At 72.4% G+C, this 17,687-nt stretch carries 17 protein-coding genes; 12 read left to right on the plus strand and 5 right to left on the minus strand.

All coding sequences use genetic code 11. The features are described 5' to 3' along the window. The first annotated feature begins 223 nt into the window (after positions 1-223). The 3 genes from ABEA26_RS04820 (at position 224) to ABEA26_RS04830 (ending at position 1,692) form a co-directional block, all read left to right on the plus strand. A complete protein-coding gene (locus tag ABEA26_RS04820; protein ID WP_345589521.1) occupies positions 224-601 on the plus strand; it encodes a hypothetical protein in 378 nt (125 codons plus the stop codon). Beyond that, positions 598-1,254, plus strand: a complete 657-nt coding sequence (locus tag ABEA26_RS04825) for a hypothetical protein (RefSeq protein WP_345589523.1) — start codon at positions 598-600, stop codon at positions 1,252-1,254. Before ABEA26_RS04820 ends, ABEA26_RS04825 begins: the two co-directional genes overlap by 4 nt. A 183-nt stretch (positions 1,255-1,437) precedes the next feature. Next, positions 1,438-1,692 (plus strand): hypothetical protein, encoded by a 255-nt coding sequence (locus tag ABEA26_RS04830; protein ID WP_345589525.1) that lies wholly within the window; start codon positions 1,438-1,440, stop codon positions 1,690-1,692. 123 nt (positions 1,693-1,815) lie between these two features. On the opposite strand, the gene ABEA26_RS04835 is transcribed toward ABEA26_RS04830, so the two are convergent. After that, positions 1,816-2,610, minus strand: a complete 795-nt coding sequence (locus ABEA26_RS04835; RefSeq protein ID WP_345589526.1) for a nucleotidyltransferase domain-containing protein — start codon at positions 2,608-2,610, stop codon at positions 1,816-1,818. Between the two features lie 168 nt (positions 2,611-2,778). Further along, positions 2,779-3,657 carry a CPBP family intramembrane glutamic endopeptidase gene (locus tag ABEA26_RS04840; RefSeq protein ID WP_345589528.1) on the minus strand — a complete coding sequence of 293 codons (879 nt, stop codon included), beginning with the start codon at positions 3,655-3,657 and terminating at the stop codon, positions 2,779-2,781. 186 nt (positions 3,658-3,843) lie between these two features. Here ABEA26_RS04840 and ABEA26_RS04845 point away from each other — a divergent pair, with 186 nt between their 5' ends. Together ABEA26_RS04845 and ABEA26_RS04850 are read left to right on the plus strand one after the other, a co-directional pair. Continuing rightward, positions 3,844-5,103: a sensor histidine kinase gene (locus ABEA26_RS04845; protein WP_345589530.1), complete on the plus strand. Its 1,260-nt coding sequence runs from the start codon at positions 3,844-3,846 to the stop codon at positions 5,101-5,103. Beyond that, positions 5,100-5,786: a response regulator transcription factor gene (locus ABEA26_RS04850; protein WP_345589532.1), complete on the plus strand. Its 687-nt coding sequence runs from the start codon at positions 5,100-5,102 to the stop codon at positions 5,784-5,786. The genes ABEA26_RS04845 and ABEA26_RS04850 overlap by 4 nt, the downstream gene beginning before the upstream one ends. 154 nt (positions 5,787-5,940) lie before the next feature. Here ABEA26_RS04850 and ABEA26_RS04855 read toward each other — a convergent pair whose 3' ends face one another. After that, on the minus strand, positions 5,941-6,804 hold the full coding sequence (locus tag ABEA26_RS04855) for an MmyB family transcriptional regulator (protein ID WP_345589534.1): 864 nt from the start codon (positions 6,802-6,804) through the stop codon (positions 5,941-5,943). A gap of 164 nt (positions 6,805-6,968) precedes the next feature. Between ABEA26_RS04855 and ABEA26_RS04860 the strand changes: the two genes are divergently transcribed. The 4 genes from ABEA26_RS04860 (at position 6,969) to ABEA26_RS04875 (ending at position 11,328) form a co-directional block, all read left to right on the plus strand. Further along, positions 6,969-7,757: an alpha/beta fold hydrolase gene (locus tag ABEA26_RS04860; RefSeq protein ID WP_345589535.1), complete on the plus strand. Its 789-nt coding sequence runs from the start codon at positions 6,969-6,971 to the stop codon at positions 7,755-7,757. A 382-nt stretch (positions 7,758-8,139) separates the two neighbouring features. After that, positions 8,140-9,255 carry a ribosome small subunit-dependent GTPase A gene (gene rsgA, locus ABEA26_RS04865; protein WP_345589537.1) on the plus strand — a complete coding sequence of 372 codons (1,116 nt, stop codon included), beginning with the start codon at positions 8,140-8,142 and terminating at the stop codon, positions 9,253-9,255. Positions 9,256-9,385: 130 nt separating this feature from the next. After that, complete coding sequence (locus ABEA26_RS04870; protein WP_345589568.1) at positions 9,386-10,828, plus strand: DNA-3-methyladenine glycosylase 2 family protein; 1,443 nt, start codon at positions 9,386-9,388, stop codon at positions 10,826-10,828. Further along, entirely contained in the window at positions 10,825-11,328 is a 504-nt protein-coding gene (locus ABEA26_RS04875) for a methylated-DNA--[protein]-cysteine S-methyltransferase (protein ID WP_345589539.1), read from the plus strand. The genes ABEA26_RS04870 and ABEA26_RS04875 overlap by 4 nt, the downstream gene beginning before the upstream one ends. On the opposite strand, the gene ABEA26_RS04880 is transcribed toward ABEA26_RS04875, so the two are convergent. Together ABEA26_RS04880 and ABEA26_RS04885 are read right to left on the minus strand one after the other, a co-directional pair. Then, positions 11,325-11,807 (minus strand): DUF456 domain-containing protein, encoded by a 483-nt coding sequence (locus ABEA26_RS04880; RefSeq protein ID WP_345589541.1) that lies wholly within the window; start codon positions 11,805-11,807, stop codon positions 11,325-11,327. The genes ABEA26_RS04875 and ABEA26_RS04880 overlap by 4 nt on opposite strands. A gap of 105 nt (positions 11,808-11,912) precedes the next feature. After that, on the minus strand, positions 11,913-12,905 hold the full coding sequence (locus ABEA26_RS04885) for a helix-turn-helix domain-containing protein (protein WP_345589543.1): 993 nt from the start codon (positions 12,903-12,905) through the stop codon (positions 11,913-11,915). Positions 12,906-13,815: 910 nt separating this feature from the next. Between ABEA26_RS04885 and ABEA26_RS04890 the strand changes: the two genes are divergently transcribed. The 3 genes from ABEA26_RS04890 to ABEA26_RS04900 all read left to right on the plus strand — a co-directional run bounded on the left by ABEA26_RS04890 (position 13,816) and on the right by ABEA26_RS04900 (position 17,564). Next, positions 13,816-15,198, plus strand: coding sequence for a protein phosphatase 2C domain-containing protein (locus tag ABEA26_RS04890; protein WP_425587784.1), 1,383 nt, complete (start codon positions 13,816-13,818; stop codon positions 15,196-15,198). Between the two features lie 28 nt (positions 15,199-15,226). Further along, a complete protein-coding gene (locus ABEA26_RS04895) occupies positions 15,227-16,969 on the plus strand; it encodes a pyruvate dehydrogenase (protein ID WP_345589547.1) in 1,743 nt (580 codons plus the stop codon). A gap of 211 nt (positions 16,970-17,180) precedes the next feature. Further along, positions 17,181-17,564 (plus strand): ATP-binding protein, encoded by a 384-nt coding sequence (locus ABEA26_RS04900; protein ID WP_345589549.1) that lies wholly within the window; start codon positions 17,181-17,183, stop codon positions 17,562-17,564. Positions 17,565-17,687: the final 123 nt, after the last annotated feature.

Consider the following 17,687-nt stretch of genomic DNA (forward strand, 5'->3'; position numbering starts at 1 on the left):
TACTCATCATGCCCGTCGACGCGTTCCGGCACGGCCGGTTGACGAGAGACACCCGTCGGCCGACCGGAGATCGACCGCTTCCCGCCCGGCAACCGACCACTCTCCGTCCCGACCGGGCGTTTACCGGCCGCGGCCCGCCGACGCGGCGTGCCCCGTGGTGTCCTGGACGGGGCGCCGGGCCAACGGGCGGCCTACAGGCATGTGGTGGTGCGAGGAGGCACACATGACGGACACGGACGCGCACACGGGCACCGGCACGTCCCTTCCGGCCCGGTCGGGTTCGGCCGCGACCGGTGCCGCGGCGGGCGCCGGCCAGGAGCCCGTCGCGTACCGGGAGACGACGCGGGCCGACTACGCGGCGACGTACACCGAGGCCCTGGACGTCGTCCCCGTCAACCAGGAGACGGTGGTGCTCAGCGGGCGGTGCCCTCGGTGCGGGTGCGCGTGCACCTACCTCCACGTCCGTCGCGCGTACCGGCGACCGTCGCACCGCGCGGAGGGCATCCCGGTCATCTGCACCTGCGAGACCGCGCACCCCGGCCGGCCGGACGACGAGACCGGCTGCGGCGCCTACTGGAACGTACGGCTGGAGCAGACGTGACGGCCGGCCGGCGCGTCGTTCCCGGGCCCCCGGCGGCGCCCGCGGACCGAGAGGCGGCCCGCCGTGCCCTGGACCTGCTGGCCGCCGAACTGCCCCGCGTCCGGGAGGCCGCGTACGCCTGGCGGCACGGACTGGCCGGCCTCTTCGTCGGACTGCTCGGATTCGGCCTGATCAAAGGACGCACCGACGTCAGCAAACTCGCCGCGCCCTACGGCGCGTTGGTCGGTGGGACACTCCTGCTCTCCCTGGTGTGCGGCACGGCCGGCGCCCTCCTGCTGCTGCGCGCGGCCCACGGCGCGCCCGGCATGGTCTCCCTCGCCTCGGACACCGCGGCCGCCGCCGCCCGGCTCCGGGCGGGCGAGCACGTGGAGACGCTGCGTGCCGTGCGGGCGCTGCGGCTGGGCGTGCTCCTCACCCTGGTCTGTGGTGCGGCGCTGGTGGGAGCGGTCGCGATCACCTGGTACGGCCCGGCCCAGGAGGGGCCGCGGCTGCTCGTACGGACCTCCTCGGCCGCCCACTGCGGTCAGTCCCTGCGGGTCACCGACGGCGGGCTGGTACTCAAGACGGACACGGGCGAGGTGACGGTGCCTCTGGCGGACATCGCCGCCCTGGGCCCCGTCGACGCCTGCCCGGCCGCCGGGGCCACCCCGTGAGAGGGACGTCCCGGGCCGGGACCCTGCTTCGGCGACGGCGTCAAGCCGATGTCCGACGGCCGGGGCTCCGGCACCTGCCGTCCGAGGAGTGGTGTTCACCCCGCCGCACAACCAGTAGCGTGGCCGGGTGAGCGCCGTTCCCGTAGTTCGCGTACGGCTCCCCACTCGCCACGGAGGTCGCCCATGAAGCGCGTCGGCATCATCCGCGCCCTCGTCCTCACCGCATGCGCCCTCGTCGTCACCGCAGGCGTCGCCGCGGCCGTGGCCACCGTCGTCGCGCTCCGTCAGGACACGTCCGAGTCTCCCGCGTCTCCGCCCGCGCCCGGGGGCGGTACATCGGCCTCCGAGGTCCAGGACGACCAGCGCGAGGTGGAGGAGTACTGGACCGACCGCCGCATGGAGGAGGCCGAACCGGCCCCCATGCCGATCGAGGAGTGACGACGTACCGCCGAAGGCGCCTCCTCGGCTCGCACCATGGGGAGTCGGTAGGCAGGGGCGGCGCCGTCACCGCGGAACCGGAGGCAGTCGCGGGACGCCGATCGGTGCGCCGAGGGGGCGCGGTCAGCTCGCCCGGCCGATGACGTCGTGCAGGTACTGCACGGCGAGTCCTTCGGCGTGCCGACGGCGTTCGATCACCGCTCCTGTGTCGTTCAGCCACCGCCGGTAGAGCTTGACGCACGCGAGGAGTGCCTGACCGGCGTCTTGCCGGTCGTAGCCGCACAGGGTCGCCCGAAGGTCGCGCGTCTCGTCGGGTGCGACGGATTCGAGGTGGCGCACGCCGCGGGGTGTCGCACCCACCCGGGCGGCGGCCAGGGGCCCCAGCACGGCCTCGCGCAGGTAGCCGAGAAAGCCGATGAACTCGAACAGTTCGCCGCGGCCGAGTTTCGTCGCACCGTAATGCACCCAGACCCAGAATCGGTCCTCGATCCACTGGAGGTCGGGCGCCGGCGTCGTCGGTGGATGCTCCGCGAGCGAGTCGCCCAGGCCGCCGTCTCTGTCCCACAGGATCTCCCGGTCCTCAATGCGCTCGGCGAAGTCGGAGGTCCGCACGAACTTGAAGTCGACATGGAGGAGGGGCGGCCCGATGAGTGTGATGATCAGGCGTGGTTCGCCGACGTGTTCCCCGGTGAATCCGGCCACGAGCGCGGCCCATGAACCGATCAGCGTGAGACGCTCCTTCATGACCGAGTCGAACGCGTCGTCGTCGATGACCACGATCAGGTCGACATCGGAGTAGATGTCGGAGTGTCCACCCGCGATCGACCCCGCGAGGGCAACACCGGTCACTCGTGTGTCCTGCCGGATCCGGGGAAGCACGTCGACGAGGAACCGGCTGTGGAGGGTGGGGACGTCCATGGCATTCCTTCCGATCGCGACAAAGTCTTGCAACGTAGCACGCGACCAAGGCGCATTCACAAGGAGACCAACGGCACGGAAGGCCGCGTCGAAGGATGCGCCGCCACGCCCTCGGGTTGCGATCCGAGGGGGGCGGCGACCACCGGTGGTGCGCGTCCGCGGCTGTCCTCAGTCCGTTCCGCCGCCGTGCCGTGCGAGCAACGGGTCCGGAACCCGGCGCTCGCGTGTCAGCCTTCGGCTGCCCACGATCCACAGGCAGATGGCAGCCATCGGGACGAGGGACAGCACCATGGGGGTGGCTGCGCCCAGCCCTTCCTTCTCGTCCAGCATGTCACCGAGGATCAGGAAGAGAACCATGTTGTTCCCCGCGTGGGCCAGGCTCGCGGTCCAGACGCTGCCGCTGCGCTGGTACAGCCACATGAGCATGACTTCTTGGAGCTGAAAGGAAAGTGTCCACACGGCCAGGCCGACCACCACGTTCGTGAATTCGACGTAGCCGATGAAGGCCAGTGGAAAGTGCCACACCGCCCAGATGAGGCCCGTGGCCATGGCAGACGGCACCGTACGGCCGCCGAAAATGCGCGGCCTGAGATAGCTGGTCCAGCCGAATTCCTCGCCCGCGTAGAGGGGAGTAAGGATCAGGGCCACAACCATGAGGCCGAGAACTGATGCCAGTTCTCTCGTTCCCGGTATCCCGCCCGGGCCGGACAGGTCCGGTTCCCACAGGCCCACCAGCGCGGCGAGAGCGAGGGTGACCGCAGCGATGAGCGGCGGCCCCAGCCAGGCCACGGCGTAGTAGCGCCAGGCAGCCTTGAGGTGGAGTTTCAGGCCTGCGTCGGCGAATCCCTCCTTCGTGATCCAGCGGCGGACGGCCACTGCGGCGATGCCGGGCATACAGAAGCCGGGAAGCTGCAGGAGCGGGTTCAACGGGGACAGTCCGAGGATCGATCGGGCGAAAAGCAGCCACAGCCAGGTTCCGGCGAAGGAAATGAGGAGGAAGGCTGCCACGCCTTTACGGGCGACGGGTTTCGAATCGTTGGAGAGCACGTACGTACACGCCTTTCGGCTTCTGTGACCGCGGTTCCCGCATCGGGGATTGTGTTCGCCAACCCTCGCATTCGGCAGGAGGATGCGTATCACCACCAGGAGCCAATCAGGTTCCCCCGTTGTCGGGAGGAGTTCTGGCACTTTCGGGGGAGGCGGCCGGGCGTGGCACGCAGGTACGGTCCGACCGTGCGTAAATCAATTCGCCCGCCTTCGCGCGGGACCGTGTTCCGGGGCTGGATGTACGCGGCGCTGGGCACGGCCATGAGCCTTCCGCCGCTGACGGCGGCGATCCTGTTCGCACCTCCGAGGTGGCCGGCGGAATTCCGCGTGCTGGGCTTCGTGCTCGCGTTCGCCGTGGTGACCGTGGCCATGGGCTCCCCTCTGACGGTCAGGCGCGTGAGCGTGCGGCTGGCCAATGGGCTGCTGGGGGCCGGCCTGCCCGCGCCGCTGGACACGACGGGACGGCGCTGGGACAACCGGCTGCGCACGTCGGTGTGGCTGGTGCTGCACATGGTGCTCGGTGGGGTGGTGACCGCGGTCTCGTGCGTGGCCGCTTTCGCAGCGGTCGCGTTTCCCGCCGTCTGGCTGGGCGGTGAGGAGCGCATGGCCGTGTTCGGGCTGTCCCTGCGGATCGGGGAGGGTTGGCGGGGAGCGTGGGCGTTGCTGCCGGCCCTGGGATGTCTGGCGCTGGCGGTCGGGGGCTCTCTCGGCGGCGCGGCCGTGCTCCGGCCGCTCGCGCCGGTGTTCCTCGGCCACCGGCTCGGCGAGCGGCTGGCCGCCGCCGAGGAGCGGATGAACCTGCTGGCCCAGCGGAACCGGCTGGCCCAGGAGTTGCACGACTCGATCGGCCACACCCTGACGGCGTCCACGATCCAGGCGGCCGTGGCAGTGGAGCTGATGGGCACCGACCCGGCCGGGGCCAGGCGCGCGCTGAACAACATCGAGGAGACCTCCAGGGCCGCCATGGACGATCTCGACCATGTCCTCGGGATGCTGCGGGAGGAACGGCCGTCCACAGCGCCCCGGCCGACCCTCGCGGACCTGGGCCCGCTGGTGGAGCAAGTCCGCGGAACGGGTGCGGAGCTGGCGGTGGAGGTCCAGGGCGACCTGTCCCGAGTGCCGGCCACGGTGTCGCGGGAGGCGTACCGCGTCGTCCAGGAAGGGCTGACCAATGCCATGCGGCACGGTGGGAAGGACGGGATCCGGCTGCGGACGACGGTGCGGGACGGGTGGCTGGAGATGGAGCTGATCAATCCGGTGGGTGCGGGGGCACCTGCCCGACAGCGGCGCGGGGGCCATGGTGTGAAGGGGATCAAGGATCGAGTGCGGCTGCTTCGGGGGGAGATACACGTCGGGGTGGTGGACAGTGCCGGCAGCGACGGCGGGGACGTGGGGGAAACACACTGGCGGATAATGGCCCGGATACCGCTACGGTCAGTTTCATGAACGTCTCCAACGCGCCGGGCCAGTACGTCGATCCGCCCGTGACCGTGCTCGTCGTGGACGACGACGAGCTGACCCGTACCGGCCTGCGGACACTGCTGTCGGCCAAGCCCGACCTGGACGTGGTGGGCGAGGCCACCGACGGGGCCGAGGTCGTGGCCGCGGTGACCCGGCTGCGACCGGATGTGGTGCTGATGGATGTGCGCATGCCGCGAGTGAACGGCATCGAAGCCACCCGGCGCCTGCGGACGCTGCCCGACCCCCCGAAGGTCGTGGTGATCACCACGTTCGAGAACGACGAGTACGTCTGGGACGCCCTGCGGGCGGGCGCCAGCGGGTTCATCCGCAAGCGGGCCCCGGCACAGCAGATCGCGCACGCCATCCGGTTGGTGACGGCCGGCGACTCCGTGCTGTTCCCGGACGCGGTCCGCCGGATGGCCGTCGGCCGGCCCGTACGACGGGACGCCGCCGTGACCGCCGCGCTCACCGGCCGTGAGACCGAGACGCTCCGGCTCATGGCTCGGGGGCTGTCCAACCAGGACATCGCCGTCCAACTGGTGTTGAGTCTGGAGACCGTGAAGACCCATGTGGGCAACGTGCTGTCCAAGCTGGGTGTCGGCAACCGCACCCAGGCGGTCGTACGGGCCTTCGAAACCGGGGTGGCCGACCCGGGGGGCACGATCTGACCCGGATCAGCCCACCGCGCCGGCGCCGAGCTCGGACGGCACGCGGCTGCCGAAGTGGCGCGTCGGTGAGCCGGGGTTCCTGGCCCACCGCGTGCCCGCCCCTCCCGGGTTTTGACGGGTGGTGCTTCCCGGGCCGCAGGTCGACGACGCCGAATCAGCTCCGGCCGGGATCGACTTCGCGGAACCGTTCGGTGCCGATGACCTGGAGGAGCGCGAGGCGGCCGGCTGTGTCGCTGCCGGGCGGCGGGGTGTGCAGGGCGAGGCGGTGGTCGCCCTCGGGAGCCAGCAGCACCTGGCAATCGAGGTCGATGGCACCGAGTTCGTCGTGAAGGATCCGCATCCGGGTGTGCCTGCGCACCGCGACCTCGTGCAGTTCCCACAGCTCGCGAAACTCCTCGCTGGCCGTGCGCAGGCGCTCCAGGAGCCGGGTCGCCTCGGCGTCGGTGCCGCGCCGTGTCACCGCGGCCCGCAGATCGGCGACGTGCAGACGGCTGTAGTGGTGGTGCTCCTTTGGCGGGTAGGCGGCCCGGACGACAGGGGAGGTGAACCAGCGCCAGACGACGTTGCGGCCGTGCTCGGAGACTGTGCACACCCCGCCGAACAGGGCCTCGGCGATGGTGTTCTGGGCGAGGACGTCACCGAGATCGCTCAGTACCTGGGCCGGGGTGTGCGGCAACTGGTCGAGCAGGTGCAGCAGGCCCGGGCCGACGTGGCCGGTGCCGGTGCGGGCCGCGGGCGGCGGGTGACCCGCCAGTACGTAGAGGTGGTCCCGTTCGTCCGCGGACAGACGCAGGGCGCGGGCGAGCGCGGCCAGCATGGACGCGGAGGGCTGCGGCCCGCGCGCCTGCTCCAAGCGGATGTAGTAGTCGGCCGACATCCCGGCCAACTGAACGACTTCCTCCCGCCGTAGTCCCGGTGTCCGCCGCCGGGGGCCGGGCGTCAGTCCCACGTCCTGCGGGCGCACCCGGTCCCTTCGGCTCCGCAGGAAGTCGGCAAGCTCGCGACGGTTGATCGGCATGACGGTCATCCTGCACGAGTGGGCCGAGCCGAACCAGGGACTGCCGATCCCAGGGTGAGCAGGTCTCTGCCGCCCCTGGCCGTTCACCGGCACGGTGGTGACACCGCAGGGCGGGAGCACCCGACCTCGCGGTGACCGTTGTTCCCAGTCGAGGAGGTTCCACCATGGCCACCGTCACCGTCGCTGACGCCCAGGTTCACTACGAGATCACCGGCACCGGTCCCACCCTGGTCCTCGTGCACGGCACCGGCTCCGCGGGTGCCGCGCTCACCTGGGGGGAGATCGCCCCTCGGTTCGCCGCCGCACACACGGTGATCACGCCGGATCTGTCCGGCACCGAACAGACCACCGACGCCGGCGAACCGCTGACCGTCGAGCGACTTGCCGCGCAGGTGATCGCAGTCATCGAGGACACCGGCGCGGGCCCCGTGGACCTGCTCGGCTTCTCCATGGGCACCGCGGTCACCGCGGCCGTGGCCGCGCTGCGGCCCGACCTCGTACGGCGGCTCGTTCTGGTCGCCGGCTGGGCGCACACCGACAGCGACGAATACCTGCGCAACCTGTTCACGCTCTGGCAGCAGCTTGGCGACAGCGATCCGGCCGCCTTCGGCCGCAGCGTCACCATGACCGGCTTCAGCCGCGCCTTCCTCAACACCATCGGCCGCGACCAGGTGGAAGGGTTGATACCCAACATGCCGCCCACTCCGGGCACCCTGCGCCACGTCGACCTCGACACCCGCGTCGACATCCGCCACCTGCTGCCCCGTATCCAGGCATCGACCCTGGTGCTCGGCGGCACGCAGGACGCCACCGTCCCCATCGAGCACAGCCGCGTCCTTCACGAGGTGATTCCACACAGCACCTATGCCGAGATCGACGCCGGACACGTCGTGTTCTTCGAGAAGGCAGACGAGTTCACCGCGGTGGTAGGTGAATTCCTTCACGCGGTGTGACCGACACCGCTGAGCAAGGAGCCGCCCCTCTCGCCGAGCGCTCGAAAACGCCCGGAACGTGGCTCTGTTCACGAGGGCGGCTTCTGGCTCGACTCCGGTCGGCTGCTGCTGTGGCCTCGGCGTGTGCCGCGGTACGAACCGGTGCAGATTAATCGGTGGTGCCGCTCCCCGGGGCGAGGCTATGGTGCTGCTCAGCCGTTCCCGAAGGGACGGTGTCGGTTCGTCTCGAAGAAGCAGGAGGTGAGGACGTTGATGACTGTCACGGTGACGGGCACGGCCCGCATTCAGGAGTTCATCCTTCCCACCCCTGTGGTCTCCGGCTGACACCCACTCGACTTCCGCGCGGAGCGCGCAGCCGGGGCCACCCTTCGAAGGGCCCCCCTTGTTCAACGCCTCACTCGACACGTCTTCCCCTTCCGGCGCTCAGCAGGTCCTCGCCGCCTATGGCTGGGACGAGGGCTGGGAGGCCGAGTTCGCCCCGTACGCCGCCCAGGAGCTCGTCCCCGGCCGGGTGGTACGGGTCGACCGCGGGCAGTGCGACGTCGTCACCGCCGACGGAGTCCTGCGGGCCGACACCGCCTTCGTCACTCCGCACGACCCGCTGCGCGTCGTCTGCACCGGCGACTGGGTCGCCGTCGAAGCGGACGGCAACCCGCGCTACGTGCGCACGTATCTGCCCCGCCGTACGGCGTTCGTGCGCTCCACCTCCTCCAAGCGGTCCGAGGGGCAGATCCTCGCGGCCAACGTCGACCACGCGATCGTCGCCGTGTCGCTCGCGGCCGAGCTCGAACTCGCCCGGATCGAACGGTTCCTCGCGCTCGCCTGGGAGTCCGGGGCGCAGCCCCTGGTCGTGCTCACCAAGGCCGACCTCGTCCCCGATCCGGTGACCCTGGCGCACCTCGTCCAGGACGTGGAGACCGCCGCGCCCGGCGTGCCGGTGCTGTCCGTCAGCGCCGAGCAGGGGGAAGGGCTCGACGTCCTCGCCGCCGTCGTCGCCGGCGGTACGGCGGTGCTGCTCGGGCAGTCCGGGGCGGGCAAGTCCACCCTCGCCAACGCATTGCTCGGCGAGGACACCATGGACGTACAGGCCGTCCGGGACGTCGACGGCAAGGGCCGGCACACCACCACCACCCGCAACCTCCTCGTGATGCCCGGCGGGGGCGTGCTGATCGACACCCCCGGGCTGCGGGGCGTCGGGCTCTGGGACGCGAGTACCGGGGTCGGGCAGGTGTTCGCCGAGATCGAGGAGCTGGCCCGTGGCTGCCGGTTCCACGACTGCGCCCACGAGAGCGAGCCGGGCTGCGCCGTCGTCGTCGCCATCGACACCGGTGAGCTGTCGGTACGGCGGCTGGAGAGCTACCGCAAGCTCATGCGGGAGAACCAGCGCATCATCGCCAAGACCGACGCCCGGGCGCGGGCCGAGCTGCGGAAGGAGTGGAAGCGCCGGGGCGCCATCGGCAAGGCGGCGATGGAGGCCAAGCGGGGCCGCGTGCGGTAGCGGCAGCTCCTTCCCGGCCGGACTCCGACGCGTGTCCGGCATGGCCTCCGTCACGGCTTCCGGCGCGATGTCCGATATCCGCCAGCCCGGTGTCCCGGCCTGGCGGAGACTGGACAGCGTGAGGGAGCACATGAGGGAGAAGGCGTGGCACGAGGCGGCTGAGCAGCCGCACGAGCCGCACGAGGACAGCAGGTACGAGGCCGTGCGCAGCCGGGACGCCCGGTTCGACGGTGCGTTCTTCTTCGCCGTCGAGACGACCGGCATCTACTGTCGGCCCAGCTGTCCGGCGGTCACGCCGAAGCGGCGCAACGTGCGGTTCTTCGCGACGGCCGCCGCCGCGCAGTGCTCGGGTTTCCGGGCCTGCCGGCGGTGCCGTCCGGACGCCGTGCCCGGCTCGGCGGACTGGAACGTCCGTGCCGACGTCGTCGGCAGGGCGATGCGGCTGATCGGCGACGGAGTCGTCGACCGGGAGGGCGTCACCGGGCTCGCCGGCCGGCTCGGCTACAGCGCCCGCCAGGTGCAGCGGCAGCTCACCGCCGAGCTCGGCGCCGGACCCGTGGCCCTGGCCCGCGCCCAGCGGGCGCACACCGCGCGCGTCCTGCTGCAGACCACCGGCCTGCCGGTCACCGAGATCGCGTTCGCGTCGGGGTTCGCCAGCGTGCGGCAGTTCAACGACACGATCCGGGCCGTCTACGCCGCCACCCCGAGCACGTTGCGCGCCACCGCCCCCGCCCGCGACAGGGCGACCTCCCGGCGGGCCGCCACCCCGTCCGCCGGAATCCCGCTGCGGCTCGCCCACCGCGGCCCCTACCAGCCCGGCCCCGTCTTCGACCTGCTCCATCTGGAGGCCGTGACGGGCGTCGAGGAGGTGAGCGGACCGCCGGGCCACCGCGTCTACCGGCGCACCCTGCGCCTGCCGTACGGCACCGGAATCGTCGCCGTCGACGAGCGGCCCGGCGACCCGCGCACCGGCAGCGGCGGCTGGCTCGACGCCCGCCTCCACCTCACCGACCTCCGCGACCTGACCACCTCCGTCCAGCGGCTGCGGCGGCTGTTCGACCTCGACGCCGACCCGTACGCCGTCGACGAGCGGCTCGGCGCCGACCCCCGGCTCGCCCCGCTGGTCGCCGCCCGCCCCGGGCTGCGCTCACCGGGCACCGCCGACCCCGACGAACTCGCCGTCCGTGCCCTGGCAGGGCGGGCCGCGGCCGAGCGGCTGGTGCGGAGGTACGGCAAGAGGCTGGACGCGCCGTGCGGCGCCCTCACCCACCTCTTCCCCGAACCGGCCGTCCTCGCCGGGGCCGAACCGGACGGCACCCTGGGGGTACTCACCGCCGCCCTCGCCGACGGCGCCGTACGCCTGGACCCGGGGGCCGACCGTGCGGACGCCGAGCGCGCGCTGCTCGCCGTGCCCGGTCTGGACGCCCGTACGGCCGCCGTCGTCCGCACCCGCGCCCTCGGCGACCCGGACGTCGCCCCGCCCGGCGTCGCCGTGCCCGACACCTGGCGCCCCTGGCGCTCCTACGCACTGAACCACCTGCGCGCAGCGGGAGAACGGGAGCAGCACCGATGACGACCACCACCACGACCACGACGTACTGGACCGAGACCGACAGCCCCGTCGGCCGGCTGCTCCTCACCGCGGCCCCGGACGGCGCGCTCACCTCGCTCTCCGTGCCCGGGCAGAAGGGCGGCCGGAGCGTCCAGGACGGCTGGCGACACGACACCGGCCCCTTCCGGGTGGCCGAGGAGCAGCTCGCCGCCTACTTCGCCGGGGAGCTGACGGAGTTCCGGCTGCCGCTGCGTGCCGAGGGCACCGCCTTCCGGGAACGCGTGTGGGGCGCCCTGGACGCCGTGTCCTACGGGACGACCACCACGTACGGTGAGATCGCCGCGCGGATCGGGGCCTCCCGCCCAGCGGTACGCGCGGTCGGCGGCGCGATCGGGGCCAACCCGCTGCTGATCCTGCGCCCCTGCCACCGGGTGATCGGCGCGGACGGGTCCCTGACCGGATACGCGGGCGGCCTGGAACGCAAGACACGCCTGCTCACCCTGGAGAGCGCCCGCGGCTAGCCGGCCAGCACCGCCCCCAGCCACGCCCCGGTGATCAGCAGGCAGGGGAACAACTCCGTCAGCACACTGGAGCCGCCCGAGCGCATCACCGTGCGCAGCGCCGCCCTCGCCTCGCCGTGCCGGCCGAGCCGCAACCGCTCGGCGAGGTAGATGCCGCCGACGAAGCCGGGGATCGCGCCGAGAACGGGGAGCAGGACGAAGCCGAGGAAGGCGCCCGCGCCCGCGTACGCCATGACGCGGCCGGTGGCGTCGTCCCCGCGCAGGCGCCGGGGTGGCAGCGTCCAGCGCACCGCCCGGGACAGCAGCAAAACGATCGTGGCACCGACGAGCACCGCCCACGCGAGTGGCCGCGGATCCTTCAGGGCCCACCACAGCACCCCGGCCCACACCAGCCACGATCCGGGCACGCCGGGCAGCAGGACGCCGCACAGCCCGAGCAGAACGACCAGGCCGGCCAGCAGGAGGTCCCACGCTCCCATCTGTCCAGGGTGCCGGAGTCCGGAGCGGTCCGCAGATGTCCGGGCGGAGCGAGGAGCGGAAACGCGGGCGGGTGTGTGCAGGAGGCGCGGCGGTCGGGGGCCGGGTCAGGGTGTGCGGGCCACCCAGTCCCGTTCGTACGCGTGCCAGCCCAGCTGGAGCCGGGTGGTGACCCCGGCCAGCTCCATCAGGCGCTTCACCCTGCGCTGCACGGTCCGCAGACCCAGGTCGAGCTGCTTGGCGACGCTCGCGTCGGTGAGGCCGGCCAGCAGCAGGGAGAGGATCTCCAGGTCGGTGCCGTCGGGTCCGTCCGGGTCGTGTTCGCGCACGCCGGACGCGCCGAGCCGTAGTGGCAACGCGCCCCGCCACACCGACTCGAACAGGCCGGACAGCAGCTCCAGCAGGCCGCTGGCATGCACGACCAGCGCGGCCGGCTCGGAGGAGCGCGCGGTGAGCGGCACCAGGGCGAGTGCCCGGTCGGCGACCACCAGCTTCGTGGGCACCTGGTCCACCACCCGTACCTGCTCTTCGCGGCCCAGCGCGGCGGTCAGTTCCGTGATGCCGTTCGGCTGGTCCAGTACCGACCGCTCGACCACCACGCGGTAGCGGACCCCGCGTCCGGTGGCCTGTTCCTCCGCGTCGTTCTCCATGCCGGTGACGGCGACCGGGTTGTCGGTGACCAGCGCGCACACCTCCTCGCTCGCCCCCAGCTGGAGTTGGAGGAAGCGCTGGGCGACCGCCGCGGCGCCGGTCACCACCTCCACCAGGTCGTGCACGGCGGGCTCGGCCGCCGCCGCCCGGTACTCCTCGGCCAGCAGCGCCGCCGCCAGCTCGGCCTTCTCCAGCTCGTGCCGCTGCTGGGTGAGCAGCGCTCCCAGCGCCACCCCCGGCGGCGCGGCGACCCAGCGGCCGGGCCGGGCCGAGGACTGGGCCGCGAGCCCGTTCTGTTCCAGCCGGCGCAGCGCCCGCTCGGTGTCCTGCTCGCCGAGCGCCAGCCGCCGGGCGAGATCGGGCACGTCGGCCGCGCCCACCGACACCAGAGCACGGTATGCCGACTCGTGCGTGTCCTCCAGCCCCAGAACTCCCAGAACTCCCAACATCAGGCGTCGTCCCTCCCCGAGACCAAGCTCTCCATCACCCCGCGCGCGACCGTCCGTGGCGGAAAAAGGCCACGGCGGGAACCCGCCTCCGGACATCATCGCCGTACCGCCGGTCACTCTGCCAATGTGGCGTCGCCGGGCGGTTCTCCCGTGGGGGGTGGGACCGCTCGGCCACACCGCTTCGCAACACCGTTCGAGGTATCCCCCCGACACGCCGTCCGGCGCGCGCCGGTGCGCCGGATTTTCCGGATGCCCCGTTTTCATACGGCTCCGTCGGTGGACAATCAGGAGCATGAGTCAGCAGGGGGCAAGGCCCACCGGTCATGACGACGACTGGTGGGGGCAGCTGTACGACGACTCCACCGGCGACACGGGCCCCACGGCCGCGCCGGATTCCCTGGACGACCGCTTCGCCTCGGCGGCGAGGACGGTGGCAGGCAGGCCGGGTCGGGAGGCCGAGGAGGAGCCGGAACCGCCGCAACCACCTCCGGTCGAAGACCATCCCCCTTGGTGGACGGCGGCAAAGCCCCCCGACGTCCCCGCTCCCCGTACCGCACGGCCGGTACGGCCGGCACGTCCACCAGACGTCGAGGAAGGCCTTCCAGGCAGCGATTCACCGCGCTCTCCGCGTTCCCCGCTGTATCCCGGCCCGCCCCGGGCAGGGGACCCCTGGGGGCCGTCGCCCGCCGCTCCCACCGATCCGGTCAGCGAGGCGGAAGACCCCGGCCCTCCCGGCCCCCCACCCCCACAGCCGCCGGCCGAGGGGCGACCCGCCCCCGTACAGCCCGCACCCCCGCCGTCGTCACCGCTGCCGCCGCTTCCGCCTTCACCGCCGACCGGGCTCCGGCAGGGCCCGCACGAGCGCACCACCGCGGGGGCCGGCCCCGCCGATCTCACAGAGCCGCCCGTCATGCCCCTCCAGGCCCCCCGGTCGGCCCCCGGCGCACCACCGCCCCCGCCGAGGATCACCCCCCACCTGCCCCCGCTCCCGCCACCGTTCCTCCCCTCGCAGCCGCCACCGCCCCTGCCCCCACAGGCTCGGGACGGCACGGGCGAGGCCTCACCCTTCGCGTGTGACTACGTCGGCTCCGGGCCGCCGACCTACGACGCCGAGCCCACCGCGCTGCCGCCCGCCGACCCGGACGGGCTCGACGGGCTGGTGGCGGACACTGTGCTGGACGGCGCCCGGTACGGCACCTGCACGCTGCGGGCCGTGTCCGTGCGGGGAGACTCCGCGCGGTACCGGGGCGATCCGCGCCGCGACGCGCTGCTCGTCGCCCGCTTCGGCGCGGCGGATCAGGCACTCGTCCTGGTGGCGATGGCCACCGGTGCCCGCGCGACCGCCGGGGCGCACCGCGCCGCCGCCGAGGTGTGCCAGTGGATCGGCCGCGCCGTGGGCCGCAGCCACGTCCGGCTGGCCGAGGATCTGCGAGCGGCCCGGCGCGGCGACCTCAAGTCCGGCCTGCACCGGCTCACCGACCGCAGCCTCGGCAGACTGCGCGCCGGCGCCGCCGAACAGGGCCTTGCCCCGGACGACTACGCCGCCACCCTGCGCTGCCTGCTGCTGCCCGCCGACCCCGAGTGCCGTACGCGGGTGTTCTTCGGAGTCGGCGCGGGCGGACTGCTCCGGCTGCGGAACGGCACCTGGCAGGACATGGAACCGAGTGCCGGCGCCGTCACGGGCGAGCCCGTCGTCGGCTTCGGCTCACCACCGAGCGGAAGGCCGAGCGAGAGGGCGGGCGGAAGGCCGAGCGAAGGGGCGGGTGGAAGGCCGGACGGAGGGGCGGCAGGCGGGCCGGACGGAGGGGCGGCAGGCGGGCCGGAGGAAGGGGCGGCAGGTGGGCCGGAGGAAGGGGCGGGCGGAAGGCCGAGCGCGACGCCGAACGGAGAGCCGAGCGCGACGCCGAGCGCGCAGCCGAACGGAAGGCCCGGCGTGAGGCCGAAGCCGAACGGGAAGCCGGGCGCCCCGTCGAGCGGGACGCCCGGAGGCGCACGGCTCACCATGGACCTAGGCATCACCACACCCCGCGGCCCGTACGACGAACCGCTCGCCGAGCCGCCCCGCGAGCCGTTCCGCTTCCGCGCCTCCGTAGCCCACCCGGGTGATGTGCTCCTGATGTGCACGGCGGGTCTCGCCGAACCGCTGCTGAGCGAGCCCGGCCTGGGTGAACTTCTCGCGCGGCGATGGGCCGGCCGCACTCCGCCCGGCCTCGCCGAGTTCCTCGCCGACAGCCGCGTCCGGGTCAAGGGCTACGCCGACGACCGTACGGCCGCCGCCGTCTGGGAGGCGTGACGGCGCCCGCTGTGCCATAGCTGGAGCCATGGCCAAACAGAACGTCGCGGAACAGTTCGTCGACATCCTCACCCGCGCCGGAGTCAAACGCCTCTACGGAGTCGTCGGCGACAGCCTCAACCCGGTAGTGGACGCCGTGCGCCGCCACTCCGGCATCGACTGGGTGCATGTGAGGCACGAGGAGACCGCCGCCTTCGCAGCCGGGGCGGAGGCCCAGATCACCGGGAAGCTGACCGCGTGCGCCGGCTCCTGCGGCCCCGGCAACCTCCACCTCATCAACGGCCTCTACGACGCGCACCGCTCCATGGCCCCCGTCCTCGCCCTCGCCTCGCAGATCCCCTCCAGCGAGATCGGTCTCGGCTTCTTCCAGGAGACCCATCCCGACCGGCTGTTCCGCGAGTGCAGCCACTACAGCGAGCTGATCTCCAGCCCGAAGCAGATGCCCAGGCTGCTCCAGACGGCCATCCAGCACGCCGTCGGCCTGGGCGGGGTCAGCGTCGTCTCCCTGCCCGGCGACATCGCCGACGAACCCGCGCCGGAGAAGGCGGCCGAGACCGCCCTGGTCACCTCCCGGCCGACCGTCCGCCCGGGCGACGAGGAGATCGACAGGCTGGTGCGGCTGATCGACGACGCCGACACGGTCACCCTGTTCTGCGGCGCCGGCACTGCGGGCGCGCACGCCGAGGTCATGGAGTTCGCCGGGAAGATCAAGTCCCCGGTGGGGCACGCCCTGCGGGGCAAGGAGTGGATCCAGTACGACAATCCGTACGACGTGGGAATGAGCGGGCTGCTCGGCTACGGCGCGGCCTACGAGGCCACCAACGAGTGCGACCTGCTGATCCTGCTCGGCACGGACTTTCCGTACAACGCCTTCCTGCCCGACGACGTGAAGATCGCCCAGATCGACGTCCGGCCCGAGCACCTCGGCAGGCGTTCCAAGCTGGACCTCGCCGTGTGGGGCGACGCGAAGGAGACCCTGCGCTGCCTGATCCCGCGGGTGAAGGAGAAGAAGAGCCGCCGCTTCCTCGACCGGATGCTCAAGAAGCACGCGGACGCGCTGGAGGGCGTCGTCAAGGCCTACACGCGCAAGGTCGACAAGCACGTCCCGATCCATCCGGAGTACGTCGCGGCCGTGTTGGACGAGGCCGCCGACGACGACGCGGTCTTCACCGTGGACACCGGCATGTGCAATGTCTGGGCCGCCCGCTACATCTCGCCCAACGGGCGGCGGCGCGTCATCGGCTCCTTCTCGCACGGCTCGATGGCGAACGCGCTTCCGATGGCGATCGGCGCCCAGTTCACCGACCGGCGCCGGCAGGTCGTCTCCATGTCCGGCGACGGCGGTTTCACCATGCTGATGGGCGACTTCCTCACGCTCGTCCAGCACGACCTGCCGGTGAAGGTCGTCCTCTTCAACAACTCATCGCTCAGCATGGTCGAGCTGGAGATGCTGGTCGCGGGCCTGCCCTCGCACGGTGTGGCCAACGTCAACCCCGACTTCGCCGCCGTCGCCGAGGCCTGCGGCGCCTTCGGGGCGCGGGTGGAGAAGCCCAAGGACCTGGCCGGGGCGCTGAAGGCCGCGTTCAGGCACAAGGGGCCGGCCCTCGTCGACGTCGTGACCGACCCCAACGCCCTGTCGATCCCGCCGAAGATCAGTGCCGACATGGTCACCGGCTTCGCCCTGTCCGCCTCGAAGATCGTCCTGGACGGCGGTGTCGGACGCATGGTCCAGATGGCCCGCTCGAATCTGCGCAACGTACCGCGGCCCTAGTCAGGTGACTCCTGTCCGGCGATTCCCGCCGTCCGTCCGGCGGGAACCGGCCACTTCGGCCGTTCCGGTGGCCGAACGACCGGTCGTTGAGCATCGACATGACTGCCCGGGTCCCGGCCGGGCAAGGATTCCCCCGTGAACGTGTTCGAGGGGATTCGAGGAGAAGGGAAAGGCCATCGTCACCAGGACGGGGGACAGGAAGAGGCGGGCGGTGCCACAGCTCAGGTGCAGACTCGCCCAGGCGGACCTGCGGGCCGTGCCCGAGGCGCGCCGGGCGCTGCGCGACCTGCTGCGGCACTGGGGCAGGCCCGGACGGTCGGAGATCGCCGAGCTGCTCACCAGCGAACTGGTCACCAACGCGCTGGTCCACACGGACGACGACGCGGTCCTGACCGCGACGGTCGGGCCGGACGGACTGCGGGTCGAGGTACGGGACTTCGTCGGCGGACTGCCCGGGCCGAGGGCTCCCGAGCCGGAGGAGAGAACGAACGGCAGGGGACTGGTCCTGGTGCAGTCCCTCGCCGACGCGTGGGGCGTACGGCCGCACGGGGTGGGCAAGTCGGTCTGGTTCCGACTGGCCGCCGAGGCCGCGTGAACGACGAGGGGGGCGTGACACACGGTCACGCTTCCCTTGCCCGGGTGACGGCCCCGCGGTACCCCCTGCCCGGGTGACCGCCCCCGCCCCGCGGAGGTTCCCCCTGCCCGGGTGACGGTTCCG

Origin of the sequence: Streptomyces marokkonensis, from assembly GCF_039539045.1 — a bacterium.
Classification (GTDB): domain Bacteria; phylum Actinomycetota; class Actinomycetes; order Streptomycetales; family Streptomycetaceae; genus Streptomyces; species Streptomyces marokkonensis.

What these genes read in the sequence shown, in the direction of transcription:
- ABEA26_RS04830 (WP_345589525.1), top strand. Translation starts at nt 1,438, where the DNA reads ATGAAGCGCGTCGGCATCATCCGCGCCCTCGTCCTCACCGCATGCGCC.
- ABEA26_RS04860 (WP_345589535.1), top strand. Translation starts at nt 6,969, where the DNA reads ATGGCCACCGTCACCGTCGCTGACGCCCAGGTTCACTACGAGATCACC.
- ABEA26_RS04850 (WP_345589532.1), top strand. Translation starts at nt 5,100, where the DNA reads ATGAACGTCTCCAACGCGCCGGGCCAGTACGTCGATCCGCCCGTGACC.
- ABEA26_RS04855 (WP_345589534.1), bottom strand. Translation starts at nt 6,804, where the DNA reads ATGCCGATCAACCGTCGCGAGCTTGCCGACTTCCTGCGGAGCCGAAGG.
- ABEA26_RS04875 (WP_345589539.1), top strand. Translation starts at nt 10,825, where the DNA reads ATGACGACCACCACCACGACCACGACGTACTGGACCGAGACCGACAGC.
- ABEA26_RS04870 (WP_345589568.1), top strand. Translation starts at nt 9,386, where the DNA reads ATGAGGGAGAAGGCGTGGCACGAGGCGGCTGAGCAGCCGCACGAGCCG.
- ABEA26_RS04885 (WP_345589543.1), bottom strand. Translation starts at nt 12,905, where the DNA reads ATGTTGGGAGTTCTGGGAGTTCTGGGGCTGGAGGACACGCACGAGTCG.
- ABEA26_RS04890 (WP_425587784.1), top strand. Translation starts at nt 13,816, where the DNA reads ATGCCCCTCCAGGCCCCCCGGTCGGCCCCCGGCGCACCACCGCCCCCG.
- ABEA26_RS04820 (WP_345589521.1), top strand. Translation starts at nt 224, where the DNA reads ATGACGGACACGGACGCGCACACGGGCACCGGCACGTCCCTTCCGGCC.
- ABEA26_RS04835 (WP_345589526.1), bottom strand. Translation starts at nt 2,610, where the DNA reads ATGGACGTCCCCACCCTCCACAGCCGGTTCCTCGTCGACGTGCTTCCC.
- ABEA26_RS04880 (WP_345589541.1), bottom strand. Translation starts at nt 11,807, where the DNA reads ATGGGAGCGTGGGACCTCCTGCTGGCCGGCCTGGTCGTTCTGCTCGGG.
- ABEA26_RS04895 (WP_345589547.1), top strand. Translation starts at nt 15,227, where the DNA reads ATGGCCAAACAGAACGTCGCGGAACAGTTCGTCGACATCCTCACCCGC.